This window comes from Methanosarcina vacuolata Z-761, assembly GCF_000969905.1.
Taxonomy (GTDB): Archaea; Halobacteriota; Methanosarcinia; order Methanosarcinales; family Methanosarcinaceae; genus Methanosarcina; species Methanosarcina vacuolata.
In genome coordinates, this window is record NZ_CP009520.1 from 2,193,543 (window position 1) to 2,211,273 (window position 17,731).

The following is a 17,731-nucleotide window of genomic DNA, read 5'->3' on the forward strand; positions in this document are numbered from 1 at the left end:
TCTGAAGTTGAACTCTTAAGTTGAACCCTTAGCTTTAATCCTTAAGTTTTATCCTTTCTTCTAACTTTTTGAAAATATATCCCCAAATTAATAAATATATATATTATTAAACTATGAGATATATTCTAATTGCGATGCAAAAAAGAATCGAATGTGTAACTTATATTTCAGGTTACCTTTCCTGAAAAATATTGTTTTTCAACCTGCTAAACATGGTTGTTTGTTTTAATTTATAGGTTGTACGGAGTCTAATTATGGATAAAGAGGATAGTAATAATTCAATTGGGGAAAAAATTAAGTCAATGTGGAACTCATTGCCAGAATTTTTAAAATTATTAGGTACCATCCTGAGTATAGCTATAGCTCTAAAAGCTCTTTTTCCTGCGGCGGCGGTCGGAATTAGCAATTTTGATGCCGGCCCGGAAATTATCGTACCTGGAGGATCTTCTGTTTTGAACTGGGACGTTTCTGGAGCTGATAATATTACAATAGAGCCTGGTATAGGACCTGTAAGTTCAAATGGATCCATTTCTGTATCCCCTTCAGAGACTACAACCTATAAATTGATAGCGACTGGTAGAAGAAATGAAAAAGTTGCGCTCTGCACGGTTACGGTCAATAATGAATCTAATGAATCTCAAGAGCCTTTTCTTATCAGCTCATTTGATGCAAGTCCTGATTCCATCACACCAGGCGAGAGTGCAGTTCTCAACTGGCACGTTTCCGGGGTCTCGAATGTTACTATCGAGCCTGATATGGGAGTTACAGAGCCCACAGGAACATTTAATGTGTCTCCTGCCGGTACTACGACATACAAACTTACAGCTTCAAATGGCGAGAAAGAAGACGAAGCTTACTGTACTGTTGCAGTTGAGGAAAATGCTGCATCCTCCGAAAACGCTTCCACATCAAATATTCAGTCTTCGGAAGAAAGCCTGACATCTCAGGAGAGTTCATCGACTAAGGAAAATCCGACATCGGAAGATACTCAGGCTTCCCAGGATACTCAGGCATCGCAGGAAAGCCAGTCATCGGAAGATAATCAAGCATCACAAAATAATTCGGCACTTAAGGAGAGTCAAACATCTAAAGAAAGCCTTCCATCTATCGGTTCGTTTAATGCGAATCCTGATACTATCGAGGAAGGGGAGAGCTCAAAGCTTGTCTGGAGCGTTTCTGGGGCTTCGAAAGTTTCTATCAAACCTGGAATAGGAACCGTAGGTTTAACTGGCAGCCAAAGCATATCCCCCAGTGAAACCACAACTTATACCCTGACAGCCACAAATGAGGTTGGAAGCACGGTGGTTACTAAAGTCGTACTTGTAAAGGAGTCCTCCGCGTCTTCTTCTCAACAAACGGCTTCTAACTCTAGTACGTCAACTTCAACGCAAGAACAGCCCTCAACGGATAATGAGACAAAACTCAATGATTCAACCTCAGGGACTGACTCCTCTGAGAATGGGACATAATAAAAGAGTTAATCTACGATTAAATCTGTAAACTGAGATAAGCATTTGATTTCAATACGTAGTTTCCAATAAAGAATGAAATATTTTCAGTACAAAAACTTCCAAAAAACGAAAAATTTCCGGTAAAAAGAAAAAACTCTGCAAGAAAAAACCCTGCCAAAACTATGATTTGCAAAAAACCGACCTCAAACCCTCCGGAATGGGACCCACCTGCCCCTTCAACAGTCTATATCAAAATTAAAAACATCCCGTACGAGACTTTCAAAGCACGGCTGAATGAGGGGTTGGTTACAACTGAGCTTGACCAGATCCGGTACCGACTGGAAAGGAGAATCTACTGCTGTGAGGTATGTTCCAGGCGCGTTAACGGATACTGCGTTGTTACAAACCGGAAAGTTGAATCTGGATGGATTTGCAAGTCTTTTGTGCCAAAAGAAGAATTCATATACCTCGATTCAAGGCCTGGCTCGGAAACATCTCCGGATTTCAGATACCTTTCAGAAACCGGACTTCGAAAAAGCTATCCTGAAGGCGAGGGTCCGGAAGAAAGTAACCCGAAAAGTGCAGAGAGCTTCTATGAGGAAGGAGTAATTCTTTACAGGCAGGGCAGGCTCAGGCTTGCACTTGAGGCTTTCGATACGGTACTTTCTGAAAACCCCAGGCATTTTCCAGCTCTTTTTCATAAGGGAAATACCCTGTTAAAACTTAAACGCTATGAAGAGGCCCTTGAAACGTTTGAAAGTGCCTCCAGGATAAAACCGGATCATCCAGGGCTCTGGACCAATACCGGGTTTGCGCTGCTAAAGCTTGAGCATCTCAGGCAGGCACTTGAAGCTTTTGAGAGGTCTATTTCCCTGAACCCGGTGCAGAAAAATGCCTGGGATGGGAAGGAAACTGCGCTTGTTAGGGTGCATAAGTGCGAAGAGAAGCTGAAGGAATTTGAAAAAATCCTGGAAATAAATCCTGATGATGCAGGCATCTGGTTCGAGAAAGGCAAATTGCATTTAAAGCTTGGAGAAATTGAGGAATCCAGAAAAGCTTTTGGAAAAGCCCTTGAGGAGAAACTTGAGAATGCAGAGGCCTGGCACCTCAGAGGAAAAGTACTTTTTGAAACCGGCTCTGAAAAAGAAGCCCTGCACGCTTTTGAAATGGCAACCCGGAAGAAACCAGACTTTCCTGAAGCCTGGTATGAAAAAGGCAGGGTTTTCCTGAAGCTTGGAAACCCGAAAGGAGCAGAAAATGCTTTCAAAATCGCGGCTGATCTCTGGAAAAGCAAGGGTCTTGAGGCAAATGCTGAAACTGCTCTTGCAAGGGTTAAAAGCCTGGTTCTGGAGAAAAATGAATTTTCAGGGAATTAAAAAACTGAATGGTCCATCTTTATTTGATTAATGTTTTAAAGCACCTGAATGTCAGCAGTTCCTTTAAAGTCCATATTGAGTCCACAATTCTTGCTTTTTTGCAGGTGTAGTGTCGTATGCGCCTGGAATATTTTTGTCCTCTTGAAACGGTTGAGTTTTATAGGTTTGCTACTTCTTTACAGGGATTTTAGTTCTAGAATTATTGTAACTACTTAGCCTAGGAAAAACAACATCATTAGCCTGATTTAACAGAATTCAATTGGCAAATTTCAGAAAATGTATTTTATTTAATTGTTGGCTATCGGTTGCGTTTTTTCAATTCTCACTGGTCAGAATTCAGACATGCCGATTTCATCAAAATCGATAACGATAAATAGATTCTGGCCTGAATAGTTACACTTTTACTTTATGGGGCTGTAAAATGAAAAAAGATCTGGATTTAGGGTGGTTTGACTTAAAAAAGGCCCTACAAAACACAGATAGAAAAGAACTTATTAATATTATTCGGGATCTTTACAGGTATTCTGAGGAAAATAGAAGGTATCTGCTTGCCAGATCCATAAATACAAATGCCGAGCCCGGAATTCTGGAAGCTTACAGGGAAGTAATAAAAAATGAGTTTTTTCCGGAAAAATGGCATGGGACGCTCAGGTACTCGGTTGCAAAAAAAGCAATTAGCGACTATTCAAAGGCTTCAGGGGATTTTGCAGGGACAATGGAGTTAATGCTTTTTTACGTCGAAAATGGGGTGGAATTTACCTGTAAATACGGGGATATAGACGAGGAGTTTTATCAAGAGATATACAGCGCCTTTGAAGAGTTCTGCACCAGGTTAGAAACACCTGAAGGCAAAACCCTTTATGCCGGTTTCAGGGAAAGGCTTTTGAAGATCCGCAGGAAAACAAAAGGAATGGCATGGGGATTTGGAGACGGAATAAAACTGCGTGTGAAAGAAATTGAAATTTTTTTTGAAGACGCGCAAAGTGATTCATAACACAAAAAATGGAGGTGGGTTTTCATGGAAAAAGCAGATTCTGTAAAATGGGCACAGGTGAAGAAAATCCTGCAGAAAGCCGAAAAAACAGAACTCATCGATCTTATTCGTGAACTTTATGGACATTCGGTTGGAGACCGCATGCTCATAAATTCCAGATACCTTGGGGAGAGCATAAAGACGAAAATGAATAAGATGCTGGAGCAGTATCGGGAAATCATTAAAGAAGAGTTTTCAACGGAGAATGTATCAGGAAAAATCCGTTACTCTACAGCAGAAAGAGCTATCAGTGATTATTCAAATTCTTCGGGAGACCTTATGGGGACTCTGGACCTGATGCTTACATACGTTGAAGGAGGGGTTCAATTTGCCCGTGTTTATGGAGTCATAGACGATGAATTCTATGACAACATTGAAGGGATGCTGGAGAGGTTTTGTGAACAATTAATAACTGAGGAAGGACAGAAATACTATCATTTTTTCAGGGAAAGACTGCTTAAGGTCGATGTGGGTCTGGAAAATGTCGGATGGGGTTTTGAGGAGGCAATTTACGACCTCGTATCAGATATTAAAGATTTCTTTGAGGAAGAGCAAAGTGACTCGTGAATCAAAAAACTCAGGTGAGTTTTAATGGCAGAAGAAGCAACTATAAAATGGTCTGAATTGAAGAAATCGTTACAAGAATCAGACCAGAAAGAACTTATCAACCTGCTGCACGATTTGTACAAAAAATCCGCTGACAACCGCAGGTACATCACTGCCAGGTATGCAAAAACAGAAGACGAGAGCAAAATTCTTGAGGCATACCGGAAAAAGGTTATAAATGCATATTATACCCCACGGGGGGCAGCCAGTAGGCCCCAATATTTGGTAGCAAAACAGGCTATCAACGACTATTCAGAGGCTTCCGGAAACATAAAAGGGATAATGGATCTGGCTCTTACACTTGTGGAAAACATTATGAAGTATATTCATGAATTTTCAGGCATTGACGAAGCATCTTACGTTGGTGGATCTGATATGATGGAAAAGTTTTGTGAGCTGGCCAGGACTGAAGAAGGGCAAAATTTTTACCCGTACTTCAGAGATAGGCTTCATAAACTATACCGGAAATCGGAAAATAGCCCTTACGTAATAGGGGACAATTTACAGTATTATATCTCTAATCTGGTTGATGATATCGCGGAACAGGATGACGATTTTTGTGAAGAAGACGTGCAGGACAACTGATGGTTAGTCCGTCCCGTTTTATTCTGGTTTGTGAGAAGGGAAGTTTCCCTGTGGGAATTAATAATAGATGAATCAATTTTCAAACATCTACAAAAATTTAAATAAGATAAGTCGGTTAAATAAGTACATGGAACTACAGTTAAAAAAAGATTTAATTTCAGCCATTGGTTGGCTTGTCCTCTGGATTATTATCAGAAGCTACATAAATGCCTGTACCTCTTAATTTTGGGACTCTAACAAAGAAACTTAAATAATTTTCAAAGGGAATTCAAAATTACTGAAAGCTGCATAAAATAATTTATGGTTTAACCTTCAGATTTGAAGGCACTGCAGGGAGATTACAAGAAACAATTTTTTATATTTAAAATCCAATTTATTCCCAATGGCTGCTTCCTGGTCTCGATCAAAAACCCTTGGGACAAAGCAGAAGGTCTTTTCCTGGCGGATAGACAGTCGAGGAAACCTTTTCATAAAAAGGAAGTTCAGAAAGAATCGTTTTCCCCGAATCGATAAGATTAGCTGCCGCCATCTTGACAGGCTCTGTGAATTCATGGAGGATAGGGAATGGAAGACCCTTGCAAACAATGCTGCAAAACTGTGCATGGGCACGGAAAAGGACGGCATCGGGAAATCCCTTTATAAACTCCGTCCCGAAGTCTCTTATGCTCAACTTTCAAGCCAGTTAGGAGCTATTTTTTACCAGGCTGGAGTGTGGGAATGGAATGAGCAAAAAAGAGGGATGAAGTTCTTGCTGCTTTCGGAAAACTGGCAGGAAAAAACAACAGAGTATTATAGAGATTCGCTAAGTCCAGAAGATGAAGCCGCTTTTTTTGATAACATTCTTGAGCCTGTTTTTGAGCCCGGACTTGAGCTTGGAGAAATAGTAAAATCTAAGAAACAACAAAATCAGGAAGGTCAAAGTAAATCAATCCAGAACATCGAGCAGATGAAACTTTCGGCTTTTTTCCGGGATTAAAAAAGAATAAAAATTCAGAAATTGGGGACTCATTGAATAATCTAAAAAAGAAAAACCGGAAAAAAAAGAGTTTAGAATAAAAGAATTTTTTTGACGAGTTTCTCTATCATATCAGATAGTTTCAGTCTCTATTTCGATGCCTCCAACCTGTTTTGCAACAATATTATATATTGTGCCAATAAGAAATCCCGCTATTGCTCCCGCAATCCCATAAAAAACAATAAGGAATACAGCTATGAATATACCTTCAGTAAGACCTGTCCCATCCATACTTACCATGAAAAGAATAAGCGGCGAAAATACAATTGCAAAGCAGAGATACATAAGACTCAGGACTTTTGCCAGAGACATGCTATTTAAAGCTGTGATACGCATCATATTAAATCCCCTAAAAAATAAAAAGATTACTTAGTATAAAAATTTACTCTGTTTAACGGGGGAGAAGGTAACCTTTTGCTTGTGGGGATATTTTTCCACATATTTTAAACTCGAAACTCAGTTTTACAGCGAAAGTGCCTGAACATCAAAGTTTAAGACCAGCCTGGAACAAATACTGAGTTAAAATTATCTCAAGACTATGCCTTTTCTTAAACTATCTTTTTGCTTTCTGGGGGCTGGCTTTAACGGAATTATCGGGTGTTAATGTACTTGAGATCCTTACAGGAATAGATCAGTTAATCTGGGGACCACCACTTCTGGTTTTACTTGTAGGGACCGGGATTTTCCTTACCTTGAAACTCGGAATGATTCAGGTCTTCAGGCTGCCTCTTGCTCTCAGGTATGTGCTTAATTCCAGAAAAGCCGAAACTGGAGTACAGGGAGACGTTTCGAGTTTTGGAGCTCTCACCACTGCACTGTCCTCAACTATCGGGACAGGGAATATAGTTGGGGTTGCAACTGCAATAAAAATGGGAGGTCCAGGCGCTCTTTTCTGGATGCTTCTTGCGGGCTTTTTTGGGATGGCAACCATGTATTCCGAGTCCCTGCTTGCAGTCAAATACAGGGTCGTGGACGCAAAAGGGCAGATGTCAGGAGGGCCTATGTATTATATCAAAAATGGGCTTGGGCAGATGAAGTACAGCCGCGTTCTTGCAGACGCTTTTGCTTTTTTTGGGATGAATGTAGCCCTATTTGGAATAGGAACATTTCCGCAGGTGAATGCCATTGTCGATTCGGCAAGGATTGCCTTTAATATCCCTGAAAACCTGAGCGCTTTTGTAATAAGCCTGCTTGTGGCGTTTGTAACGCTTGGCGGGATCAGGAGGATTGCAGCAGTAGCCCAGCTGCTTGTGCCTTTCATGGCAATAAGTTATGTATCGAGCTGCCTGATAATTCTTGGGTTAAACCTTGAGAAAATTCCTGAAATCCTTTCTTTGATAATAAACACTGCATTCACAGGAACTGCTGCACGGGGAGGTTTTCTTGGTGCAGGGGTGATGCTTGCAGTAAGAATGGGAATTGCGCGTGGAATATTCTCAAACGAGTCTGGCCTTGGAAGTGCTCCAATAGCCGCTGCGGCTGCAAAGGTAAAAGAACCGGCCAGGCAGGGGCTTATTTCCATGACAGGAACTTTCTTTGACACCATCATTATCTGTTTCATGACCGGAATCGTCCTGATCGCGACGGACTCCTGGACAGGCAACCTTGCAGGTGCCTACATGACAAGCTACGCTTTTTCCACCATACTTGCAGAGGCCGGAAATTACATCGTAACAGTCGGGCTCATTTTGTTCGCCTTTACAACTATTCTGGGTTGGAATTACTATGGTGAACGATGTGCGGAATATCTCTTTGGCGTAAAAGGAATTCTCCCTTACAAAATAATTTACATCCTGATTGTTGCCTCAGGTGCTTTCCTGACTATAGATATTATCTGGGTACTTGCCGATATAGTAAATGGGCTCATGGCTATCCCAAACCTTATTGCCCTGCTGGCTCTGCGAAAAGTTGTTACGGCCGAGACCAGGCAGTATTTTGAGAAACTTAAGTCTGAAGCCTCGAGTTCGAGAGAGGTATCAAAATAATCCAAACGGACCACTTCCTGCTGAAACCCAAGATTTTCGATCAACCCTTTCTTATTTGAATAAATACCTTTTTGTTGCCTTATTGTTTTTTAGAAAGTTCGATTTTTTTGTTATCTGACAAAAACCTAAAATTCCTTCTTTTATAGTTCTTGCCTCAATTAAATACACTTTTAATTTTAGGATGGAAATTTTCCATCCATTTCTTTGCAAATGATAATGACTTCCCTATTCTTGCAAACTCATCTTTGATTATTTCCATTAGATGTTCTTTTTATCTCATATCAAATGAAATTCAGAACGTTGAACAAAAAGGTATCAATTTCTGCTGTCAATGAAATTATGAAGTATCATAATCCTCTGAACGCGATGAATAGCAGGTTAAAAGGATCATAATCTTTGATATTTTAATTGAAATAGGATGAATTCCCGCTATTGATACTGGTAAGTCTATATTTTTGCTGGAACTGGTTGTAAATTTATAGTAGATAAGGCTCTCAATTAAGAGAGATAGGATTTGCAGAGTGGGAAAATGAATAAAAATCTTTTAAAATCATGGGGCAGATGGGATAAAAAAGTAAGTAGAATCCGAAAAAAGAAGTTAATCTGACAATGTCAAGGTAGTTGAGATTTCGCTTTTTTCAATTTCTTCTCCAAGATGCCCTTCTTTTCGACTTTCTCAAGTTTTATGCACAACTTCAAAATCATGCATAGCGATTCTCCTGTATTAATTCATAGATATTCACATAGATGATAATAATTTATTTGCATTTCATACCATAACCAAATCCAAATGGGAAACCCTTTGATTGAAAATCACTTTCAAGCTTGATGTTTCTATTTTTGCCTAACTATTTTCAACACACAAAACAGTGAAGAGCCATATTTCTATTGTAATTCTTAGAGTAAAAGTATCTAATGCACCTCTATATAATTATATTTATATGAAAAAATTAAAGAAAACGCTTATATTTTAGTTACACTTAGACTGTTTTAAAAGATTAAAAAGTTGTTTTTGGTGTACACATATGAGAGCTGCGTTTAAAACCTCGAAAAAAACAAAAATGACGATAACTGTACTTTTATTAATATTTGGAATTGTCATGTTAAGTGGTTGTTTAGAAAATTCTAAACAGAAGGGATCAGGTGGAACAACGGAAGAAACTACAGATTCAGTTAGCCTCCTCCCATTGGCAGAGAATATTTCTAGTGACTATGGTATTGTATCTGAATATAAAGAAGGTTTGTCTGCAAAAAGAATTATTGTGTTTGAGGAAACTCATGATTCAAGGGCAGTCCAGATTGAAACCGCAATTATGCTTAATCGGCTATATAACAATGGTGTTAGGATTATCGCCTTAGAAGGACTCAAACAAGGGGAAACATTAGATGTTGAATGGTTTCATAGCCTTTCCGATGATCCTATAAAAGAAGATGTTGCTGTAGGACTTCTAGGAGATGGCGAAATAAGTAATGCAGAATTCATGGCCCTTTATTATCCAGACGTTGAGGTAATTGGAATTGAAGATCCTAAGGAATATGAAGTGGATATATCAGAAGACGCGGCAAATTCATTTTTATTTTATTTATTAGCGATTGCAGAAAATTCGCTATCAAATGAGCAAATAGATCAGGCAAATAATCTAATTGAACAAGAAGACTACAATGGATACATAGATTTTGTAATAAATGCAGATCCCTGGACCAGCGAGCGATACAAGACGTTTCTAGAAGCAAATCAAACAAACTCCTTAGAGGACCAATTGGGTATTTTAAAAGAAATTGAAGAAAAAGCAACATCATCTGGAGCAGAAATTGACGAGGAAACTGAATCAGACTTTGAAGATTTAAAAGCATTCTATCAAGCTGCATCAGCACGCAGTAATACAATGGTTAATAATGCTATCCCTCTATGTTCAAAGAGTCCAGACGCACCTATAGTTATGATTATTGGTGCAGCACACACTGATAAAGTGATAGATTTACTAACGGATCAATCTGCTGCATTTGTGATCATTTCACCAAAGTCTTTGGAAAAATCGGATGATAAGAGCGAACTCGATTCTGCTGCTTATGAAAGAAAAAATAATGCCTTATCAGTAGATTCTGACGGCTTGCTTGGATCTTATTTGGACAGAAGACCTGTTAACTATAAGAAGCCACCTTCTGTCACGGGGGAGACATGGTTTAAATCCAAAGCTGAAATGTATTTTGTAACAGAAACAATTGCCACAGCCATCAGTGGAGGAGCTAAAGAACCCTATGACTTCTTGGACAAATTTGATGACCTTGATGATATTAAAGTGGATAACTCGTCTATAAATGTCAAAGATGATTATATAACCTTTAATGCTATGGTATTGGATGAAGAAAATCATGAAATAAAGATTTATGTCCTTGCGCATCACATAGATGCAGGATCTACAGTCAATCTTGAAGATGTTCTTAAAGAGATATTAACAGATGTAACTAATTCAAACACAGATGACAGCGAACGTCTTAATAAAATAACTCAAAACACAGAGGCTATGTATAGTACAGATGTTGAAGAGATAAATGAAGAGTTAAGGAAAAAAATGGTTAGTGATACTTAAGTGATTAAGAATCTCAGCTAACTTATGACTTATACTCCTCTATCAATTTATTTTTTTATTAGGGACTTCCAAATTAGGAATGGTTTTTTTATGAATTTTACTGACATGCTTGGTGTTCTTTTAGCATTTATCTCATTAATTGTGGCTATTTTAGCGTTGAAATCCGCAGAAAAGGCTCTAAAAGCAACCAATCACTCCTTGTTGTTGTCTATATGCTTGCATAAGAGAACTGATTTGATTAATAGTCTTACTTATTTTTATTATCCATTGAATGAGTATCTATTGATTCAAATCACTTCTCAAAGAATTTCTTCAAAAGAATCAGAAGTGGTCGATCTTGAAAAAGAATTGATGCGTGTTTTTAATGAACATATGTATTTAGACGACTCTAACATTAAGGGTGATTTGCCTAAATTAATTAGTTATACTGAAACTGATTTAAGAGATCTAAAACTTCGTGTGAAATCAATAATGACTAATAAAGAAAAAGAAATAGACCAATTGACAAAGAGAATAAAAGAACTTAACGGAGAATGATTATTGTGAAATTATTAATTCAATAATTAGCGGCTTTTTTTGGAGGAATCTGTTCTAGTCGATCCTGTCTCGGAAGCTAGATACGTTCGCTCACATCTTTTGATTGATGCCAATAACATACTCCTGCATCACCACTATAGCCATTGAAAAGGGTTTGTGTGAACGGTTGTGCCACAACCGTTAAGACGCAACCGTTGCGCCGGTTGATCACGCCGCTGTCAGGAGCTTTTCGATCAAACCTTTTTTGAAAAGGCTTGGAATACAACATATTATAGGTTGCAAATAAAGTGTAACCGTTATAAACTAGGCATAAGGACTGTTATATATGAAGCCCGCCTGTCCAGAAAAGCGTTCCTGCATCGGGAAAAAGAAGCAGAAGTTAATAGATCAAATGTCCGCAGACCGAAAATTGATGAGTAAAATATCGGGAGATCGAAGTTCAGTAGACAATTCAGTAGACAAAACATTGGAAGATAAAAGAGCAGTAAGTAAGACATTTGTAAATCGAAAAGCAGTAAGTAAAACACCGGGAAATCGAAGAGTGGTAGATAAAATACCGGGAAATCAAAAATCGGTAAACAGAACACTAACAGATAGAAGCTCGGTATTGCCTCTTCGTTTTGTACTTGCCTTATTGATGATAACTGTCTTTTTGACAGGCCCGGCTTCTGCAGTTGTAGTGTCAGGAAACACTCACCTTGGAGTTGAGGTCTCGGAAATCAACCCCAATCCTGCCAGGCCGGGTGAAGATCTGCTCATAAAGATCAATATTCAGAATGCCGGAGACGAGCCTGCAGAGAACGTGATAGTAGGAATTGAGGAAATTCATCCTTTCATTTTTAAGTATAGTACGTCAGAACTTTACGGTTCCGGGACGAACACGGAGCGAACTTTCCGGATTGAACAGATACAGCAGCGTTCCAAGGTAGAACTGAACTTCTATTTGAGGGTAGATCCAGAGGCTGAGTCAGGGATCTATCAGATCGAGTTTACTATCAAAGACAAGAGCGGAACAAGTTTTTCTAAAAGAATTCCTGTTCGGGTGGAAGGAAATCCCGACCTTGTACTCAGCGGCACTGAAATTCTTCCTGTAAATGATGGAAATTCTTCTTCAGGAGCCATAGTTCCTGGACAGGAGTTCTACCTGAGGACAACAGTTAAGAATGCGGGAAATGGAAACGCAAAAAATGTCAGGGTAATGCTTAACCTCAACAACTCGTCACCTTTAATCCCGCTGGAAGATAATGTTCGTTTCTTTGAGAACCTGAGTGCAGGCAGTTCCGAAAACCTTTCTTTCAAACTTCTCCTGGGCAGCAACGCCGATGTGAAGCCTTACAGGATTCCACTGCGGATAACAGCCTCGAATAATACGGAGACCTTCAAGATAGAAAAGGTCCAGGAAATTGGAATTAACGTACTTAATCGGGCGCAAATTGATATTTCAAGCCTGAAATTTGACCCGGAGATTCCTGTGAAAGGACAGCAGGCATCCCTTACTTTAAGGCTCGAAAATGTTGGGGAAGGAGAAGCTCGCTCAGTTAAAGCCAGGCTTGAAGGACTTGAGGGCAGCGGGAGTACGGGTGCTTTTCTCGGGCGGCTGGATAAAGACGATGATGCTCCTGCAGTTTTTACATTCACTCCTGAAAAGACAGGTGATCAGAATGTGACCCTGCTGGTAGAGTATGAGGATGATTTTGGCGAGCACCAGATTAGCGAGCACCTCACTTTTAATGTGCAGAGGCAGGAGGGAAGCGTTCTTCCAATTGTGCTCGGAGCCGTTCTGGTTCTTGCAGCTGTCAGTTTCTATATGAAAAAGAAAGGCAAGATCTAATATCCGGAAACAAGAATTTTGGAAACAAGAATTTCGGAAACAAGAATTTCGGAAACAAAAATTTCGGAAACAAAAATTTCGGAAACAAGCCCGAAAATGGAATTAACCAGAAAGGATGGCCTATTATGCTCGAAAAAGCGAGAGTTTCCTTATTCCTTGCCAGCCGCTCCATAACCAGAGGTAATAAAGGGATTACAATCTTTACGGTTTTTGTCCTGACCCTTATCTTTATACAGCTTGTGCTTTTTTCAAGCATGCTGGCCGGGGTTACGCTCAAGTTCAATGAACTTATGGTGAACTTTCAGACCGGAAACGTCGTGGTCGAACCGAAGGAAGAAGAACGCTATATAGAGGACGCATCAGCTCTCCAGAAGAAGATAGAAAGTCTCCCGCAGGTAGTAGGGACTTCGGCTCGCTTGAAAACTACTGGAAACTTCCGCTATAAAGAGAAGGAAATAGGAGCTACGGTTTATGGGATAGATCCTGCGGATGAGATTTTTGTAACAGGCCTTGAAGACGCTATAATAAGTGGGGAATTTCTGAGCAGGCCTGATAAAGGAGAAATAATTCTGGGCAGGGAGGTCTCGGGAGGTTTCGGAGCCCTTATGGAATCAAGGTCTTTAGGTGGTGTGGAAGTAGGAGACACCGTTGAACTCACAATCGGAGGCGTAACCCGGGAGTTCAGGGTAAAAGGAATTTATACAACGCGCTATTTCATGGCTGATGCCTCGGCTTATCTTACCAGATCTGACCTTGAAGATATGCTGGGTATTGAGGGCAGGGACCTTGCTCAGGAAATAGCCGTTAAAACCGCAGATGGCACACCTGAGGACGATACCAGGACTGCGCTCCTTTCTCTTGGCATCAGTGAGAATATCCGTACCTGGCATGAATTTGCAGGTATCCTCCGGCTGATCGAAAGCACACTTGGGCTGGTCCGGAATATTATGAATGCTATCGGCTTGCTAATTGCTTTTGTGATCATCTTTGTGGTTATTTACGTAAATATTGTGAACAAAAAAAGACAGATAGGGGTTCAGAAAGCAATAGGGATAGAACAAAACGTGATAGTTGCATCCTTTGTGCTCCAGGCCATGCTTTACGCAGGCGCAGGCGTTATACTTGGCTACTTGTTTATGCGCTTTGGGCTTGTGCCTTATACGGTTTCCCACCCTGTAGAAGTCCCGCTTGGAGACATGAGCCTCAAGCTGGACAATGCAGAAGCCTTAAACCGGGCAGTCCTACTGTTTCTTTCTTCTGTAGTTGGCTCGGTAATTCCTGCGTACAAACTGGCTCAGAAAGATCTTCTTGACCTGATATGGGGCAAATAAATGAGGTAAATAAATGGGGCAAATAAAAGGTGAAACTATGAAAATAATCCAAAAGCAGGCTGAGGAAGCAGTAATAAGTGTGGATAAAATCCGAAAGCAGAATGGGGATGCAGTAAAAAGGATAGATGAAATCCAAAAACCGATAGATAATACTATTGTAGATACTATTATAGAAGGTATCGATATCGTGCGAACCTTTAAGATGGGAGAAGTAGAGGTTCGGGCCCTGCGCAGCGTAAATGTGAGAATCCGGCGTGGAGAGTTTATTGCAATCATGGGCCCGAGCGGTTCAGGCAAGACCACGCTTTTGAACCAGCTCGGCCTGCTTGATACTCCAAACTCGGGAAAGATCCTTATAGACGGTACGGATACCTCCAGACTGTCGGACAGCGAAAAAGGCAAATTCAGGCTTCATAACCTTGGTTATGTCTTTCAGGACTATGCTTTACTTCCAGAACTCAATGCTATGGAAAATGTCTATATCTCTCTTATGATGCAGGGCAAAAGTAAAACCGAATGCGAATCCGCAGCCGCCGAAATTCTTTCTGCAGTTGGGCTTGGCGACCGCCTGCAGCAACTCCCGTCCAAAATGAGTGGCGGCCAGCAGCAAAGAGTCTCAATAGCAAGAGCTCTTGCCCATTCCCCAGAAGTCCTTTTTGCAGACGAGCCTTGTGCCAACCTTGATTCCGAGACCTCAAAGGAAGTCCTTGACCTTTTCGAGAAATTCAATCAGGAAAAAAGGCAGACGATTGTAATGGTTACACATGAAGAATGGCATGCCGAATACGCAGACAGAGTAATAAGGTTGAAAGATGGAATCGTTCAGGAGTGAAACTTCTGTGCAGGATTCTATTTTTCAAAAATTACCTTAGCCAAAATCAATGCTTCTTTTCAAAACTTAGCGAGTTCATCCCTAAATTCAACCTTGGTTCTCTGAATCTCGAATTTTAAAAGATCAATCGAGTTTCTTGTCGTGGAATATAGCTCTAAAATTTGTATTGGTTTAAATATAAATTTAGTAAGATGAACTCAGTGAGGATGAACTCAGTGTTATCTGAACTGGATTTTCAGAGGTTCTCATATTGTCCCAGAAGCTTTGAACCCCATCATTAATGGCGCACATTATGTTAGGGTTACCCCAAATGGAAAGGGTGTATTAAAGCAATTCAGGACATGATTTTATTTAATAGCAAGATTTCAAAAATTATAAAAAATTAGTCTACGTTTTAGAGGAAAATAGTATTTTTGTTCAAATAGATGTATCCAAAATTAAAATAAAAACTGTAATTTTATTTAATTACATAAATTAATTGGAACCTATTATAATTATTGTAAAACGAAATATATAAGAAAAGTCATACTGAATAATAAGAGTATAAAATACAGGAATTATTATGTGAAGAGAATTCTATGAAATCCTCTCTGGAGGACAGGAAAGTAAAATATTAAAATTTTATAAAGGGATGTAAAAATATATGATTTTTCGGATATCCTTACCCGATTAATTTTAATAGGTTTATAACCTTTACAAAGAAAGAGAGTGAAAAACAAGAAAAAGCCTAAAAATCAATAGCATTGGCCCTCTCAGATTCATCCAGGAGCGAATAATATGGAATACAGCTATGACCTTAAAGGAAATAATCTCTACATTGGGGATAACCAAATAAATGCTTATAGCCTGGAAGAAAATGAGATTGGTAACTGCACCATATGCGACTCTATTCTTATGAGCCTTAGTTATCACACGGCAGGAGAAAGAAACGTAGTAGTAACAAAATGCATCTCTTGCGGGTCTTTTTATGCAAACATCTATGATTCTGAATGGAACTGGGTGGATGAGGTCCAGATATCTTTGCTTCCTATTCCAATTCCTATAAGCAGTCAGAGGATCGATGACTGGAAAGGTCTTGAGTCAATTCCCATAAAAAAGCTTGAAGCTGTCTTCTCTAAAGGGGAAATAGAAGCTCTTTTTGCAAGGGCAAAAGATGAAACTCCCATCCGTCAGTACCTATACAGGGCCCGCAAAAAATACAAACTTTTTGAAGAAATATTTGACCTTGAGCTGGCATTATAATTTTATTATATATTTTTAGATTTCTCTTATTTTTTGAAGAGTACGGTGCTTTAATTTGTATTTTTAATTGTAATTATATAATAATACATAAAAATTTGTTAAATGATCTATATAATAATTATTAAATTTATCTATTATTTTATAAAAATATGTATGAAATCAATATATTATTAAAGTTAAATACTAATTTTTTAAACTATATTTTTTAATATATTTATATATTATCTTTAAATAGTATATTGATATTCATGTAATCTCTCAAAATTTAAAGAGTAAAACTAATTTTTATATGTTATTTAAGATCTCTATATATTTTAATCGATAAATCTTAAAGCACGTTCTTGGGGAAAATTGAGTGAATTGTTGGTATGTTTTTTTATTAATTTTTCGCATAGTAAGTCTACACCAATTGAGTTAAAAAGTATTATATAAATATAGGGGCATAATAAGTGAACGTTTATTTTTATATTGTACGTAATATATATTTGCTATATAAATAAAAGTTGGATTGAAAAAGCTTAAGAGAAATTTACAGAAATATACAAAAAAACTAACTTATTCAGACAGACTTCGAGGCTATCCCAAAACCAATTTTATTCTCAAATCGATAGGTTTTTTAGAATTGTTTTCGTGATCCGAAGTTCAATTAATTATTCCAAGTTTGATATTCAGAGATGTAATTTTGAGTTTTGGGATTAGCTCTTCGTCTATTTTTCCATGTATTCCTTATATTCCTTTATAATTATCTGGAAACTCTTACTGAAACTCTTACTGAGTGAACAAAGCTCGGTTTTTGTAATAAATTGTATATCTGTTTATATTGGATATGCATAACAAGAATATTATTTCATGCTGTTTGTTTTATGAAAATTTTCTGCAGGTTCAGACAGCTAAATAAAAGAATCTATTCCTATATATTATAAGCATGTGATTGAAAATTTTCATAAAATCGTTTTTAGACCCCAATTTTGTAAACTCATCTGTTACAATGACTATAAGAATATGGTGTATTTGGCCGACAACCGCCACAGTAAATGCATAAAATAATAAAAGAAAAAAGACAAAGAACTTAACAGAATTCATACTCATATACTATAAGAATGCTTACATTTTTTTCATGCAGAATATAAAAAGGTCTTTATTTTGAAATATCATTATACTTGTCCATCTGTCAACATGCTAGATATATTATAAGATTATTTGTTCCTTTTATAAATATGTGTATTAGTCAAAATTTAAACTGATTAGTGTACACTAATTAGTTGAAAAAGCATATTATAAATATAGTGTTATATTAATAACGTTTTGTAAAAATA

At 38.4% G+C, this 17,731-nt stretch carries 14 protein-coding genes and 1 pseudogene; 13 read left to right on the top strand and 2 right to left on the bottom strand.

Annotation, left to right across the window (positions count from 1 at the left end; genetic code table 11):
• Positions 1-254: 254 nt before the first annotated feature.
• From MSVAZ_RS09160 to MSVAZ_RS09185, 6 genes are all read left to right on the top strand, one after another.
• A complete protein-coding gene (locus MSVAZ_RS09160) occupies positions 255-1,469 on the top strand; it encodes a hypothetical protein (RefSeq protein WP_048120395.1) in 1,215 nt (404 codons plus the stop codon).
• Positions 1,470-1,633: 164 nt separating this feature from the next.
• Entirely contained in the window at positions 1,634-2,827 is a 1,194-nt protein-coding gene (locus MSVAZ_RS09165) for a tetratricopeptide repeat protein (protein ID WP_048120397.1), read from the top strand.
• 421 nt (positions 2,828-3,248) lie between these two features.
• Positions 3,249-3,821 carry a DUF6155 family protein gene (locus MSVAZ_RS09170; RefSeq protein WP_048120399.1) on the top strand — a complete coding sequence of 191 codons (573 nt, stop codon included), beginning with the start codon at positions 3,249-3,251 and terminating at the stop codon, positions 3,819-3,821.
• 24 nt (positions 3,822-3,845) lie between these two features.
• A complete protein-coding gene (locus MSVAZ_RS09175) occupies positions 3,846-4,427 on the top strand; it encodes a hypothetical protein (protein ID WP_048120401.1) in 582 nt (193 codons plus the stop codon).
• Between the two features lie 24 nt (positions 4,428-4,451).
• Positions 4,452-5,051: a hypothetical protein gene (locus MSVAZ_RS09180; protein ID WP_048120404.1), complete on the top strand. Its 600-nt coding sequence runs from the start codon at positions 4,452-4,454 to the stop codon at positions 5,049-5,051.
• Positions 5,052-5,433: 382 nt separating this feature from the next.
• Complete coding sequence (locus tag MSVAZ_RS09185; protein ID WP_048120406.1) at positions 5,434-6,027, top strand: hypothetical protein; 594 nt, start codon at positions 5,434-5,436, stop codon at positions 6,025-6,027.
• A gap of 111 nt (positions 6,028-6,138) precedes the next feature.
• On the opposite strand, the gene MSVAZ_RS09190 is transcribed toward MSVAZ_RS09185, so the two are convergent.
• Entirely contained in the window at positions 6,139-6,405 is a 267-nt protein-coding gene (locus MSVAZ_RS09190; protein ID WP_048120409.1) for a hypothetical protein, read from the bottom strand.
• Positions 6,406-6,641: 236 nt separating this feature from the next.
• On the opposite strand from MSVAZ_RS09190, the gene MSVAZ_RS09195 reads away from it, so the two are divergent.
• On the top strand, positions 6,642-8,051 hold the full coding sequence (locus tag MSVAZ_RS09195; RefSeq protein WP_048120412.1) for an alanine/glycine:cation symporter family protein: 1,410 nt from the start codon (positions 6,642-6,644) through the stop codon (positions 8,049-8,051).
• A 154-nt stretch (positions 8,052-8,205) separates the two neighbouring features.
• Here MSVAZ_RS09195 and MSVAZ_RS21225 read toward each other — a convergent pair.
• Positions 8,206-8,322, bottom strand: a pseudogene (locus MSVAZ_RS21225) (IS630-like element ISMba10 family transposase); the annotation flags it as partial.
• Between the two features lie 754 nt (positions 8,323-9,076).
• On the opposite strand from MSVAZ_RS21225, the gene MSVAZ_RS09200 reads away from it, so the two are divergent.
• The 6 genes from MSVAZ_RS09200 (at position 9,077) to MSVAZ_RS09225 (ending at position 16,415) form a co-directional block, all read left to right on the top strand.
• Positions 9,077-10,642, top strand: a complete 1,566-nt coding sequence (locus tag MSVAZ_RS09200; protein ID WP_048120414.1) for a hypothetical protein — start codon at positions 9,077-9,079, stop codon at positions 10,640-10,642.
• A gap of 90 nt (positions 10,643-10,732) precedes the next feature.
• Complete coding sequence (locus tag MSVAZ_RS09205; protein ID WP_048120417.1) at positions 10,733-11,179, top strand: hypothetical protein; 447 nt, start codon at positions 10,733-10,735, stop codon at positions 11,177-11,179.
• A 325-nt stretch (positions 11,180-11,504) separates the two neighbouring features.
• Positions 11,505-13,010 (top strand): COG1361 S-layer family protein, encoded by a 1,506-nt coding sequence (locus tag MSVAZ_RS09210; protein ID WP_157206059.1) that lies wholly within the window; start codon positions 11,505-11,507, stop codon positions 13,008-13,010.
• A 125-nt stretch (positions 13,011-13,135) separates the two neighbouring features.
• Complete coding sequence (locus tag MSVAZ_RS09215; RefSeq protein ID WP_048120419.1) at positions 13,136-14,341, top strand: ABC transporter permease; 1,206 nt, start codon at positions 13,136-13,138, stop codon at positions 14,339-14,341.
• A gap of 202 nt (positions 14,342-14,543) precedes the next feature.
• Positions 14,544-15,173, top strand: coding sequence for an ABC transporter ATP-binding protein (locus MSVAZ_RS09220; RefSeq protein WP_232316293.1), 630 nt, complete (start codon positions 14,544-14,546; stop codon positions 15,171-15,173).
• 777 nt (positions 15,174-15,950) lie between these two features.
• Complete coding sequence (locus tag MSVAZ_RS09225) at positions 15,951-16,415, top strand: hypothetical protein (RefSeq protein ID WP_048120421.1); 465 nt, start codon at positions 15,951-15,953, stop codon at positions 16,413-16,415.
• Positions 16,416-17,731 lie beyond the last annotated feature (1,316 nt).

Coding starts and splice junctions, on each gene's coding strand:
- MSVAZ_RS09210 (WP_157206059.1), top strand. CDS start 11,505: ATGAAGCCCGCCTGTCCAGAAAAGCGTTCCTGCATCGGGAAAAAGAAG.
- MSVAZ_RS09190 (WP_048120409.1), bottom strand. CDS start 6,405: ATGATGCGTATCACAGCTTTAAATAGCATGTCTCTGGCAAAAGTCCTG.
- MSVAZ_RS09220 (WP_232316293.1), top strand. CDS start 14,544: ATGGGAGAAGTAGAGGTTCGGGCCCTGCGCAGCGTAAATGTGAGAATC.
- MSVAZ_RS09175 (WP_048120401.1), top strand. CDS start 3,846: ATGGAAAAAGCAGATTCTGTAAAATGGGCACAGGTGAAGAAAATCCTG.
- MSVAZ_RS09215 (WP_048120419.1), top strand. CDS start 13,136: ATGCTCGAAAAAGCGAGAGTTTCCTTATTCCTTGCCAGCCGCTCCATA.
- MSVAZ_RS09205 (WP_048120417.1), top strand. CDS start 10,733: ATGAATTTTACTGACATGCTTGGTGTTCTTTTAGCATTTATCTCATTA.
- MSVAZ_RS09165 (WP_048120397.1), top strand. CDS start 1,634: ATGATTTGCAAAAAACCGACCTCAAACCCTCCGGAATGGGACCCACCT.
- MSVAZ_RS09180 (WP_048120404.1), top strand. CDS start 4,452: ATGGCAGAAGAAGCAACTATAAAATGGTCTGAATTGAAGAAATCGTTA.
- MSVAZ_RS09185 (WP_048120406.1), top strand. CDS start 5,434: ATGGCTGCTTCCTGGTCTCGATCAAAAACCCTTGGGACAAAGCAGAAG.
- MSVAZ_RS09200 (WP_048120414.1), top strand. CDS start 9,077: ATGAGAGCTGCGTTTAAAACCTCGAAAAAAACAAAAATGACGATAACT.
- MSVAZ_RS09170 (WP_048120399.1), top strand. CDS start 3,249: ATGAAAAAAGATCTGGATTTAGGGTGGTTTGACTTAAAAAAGGCCCTA.
- MSVAZ_RS09160 (WP_048120395.1), top strand. CDS start 255: ATGGATAAAGAGGATAGTAATAATTCAATTGGGGAAAAAATTAAGTCA.
- MSVAZ_RS09225 (WP_048120421.1), top strand. CDS start 15,951: ATGGAATACAGCTATGACCTTAAAGGAAATAATCTCTACATTGGGGAT.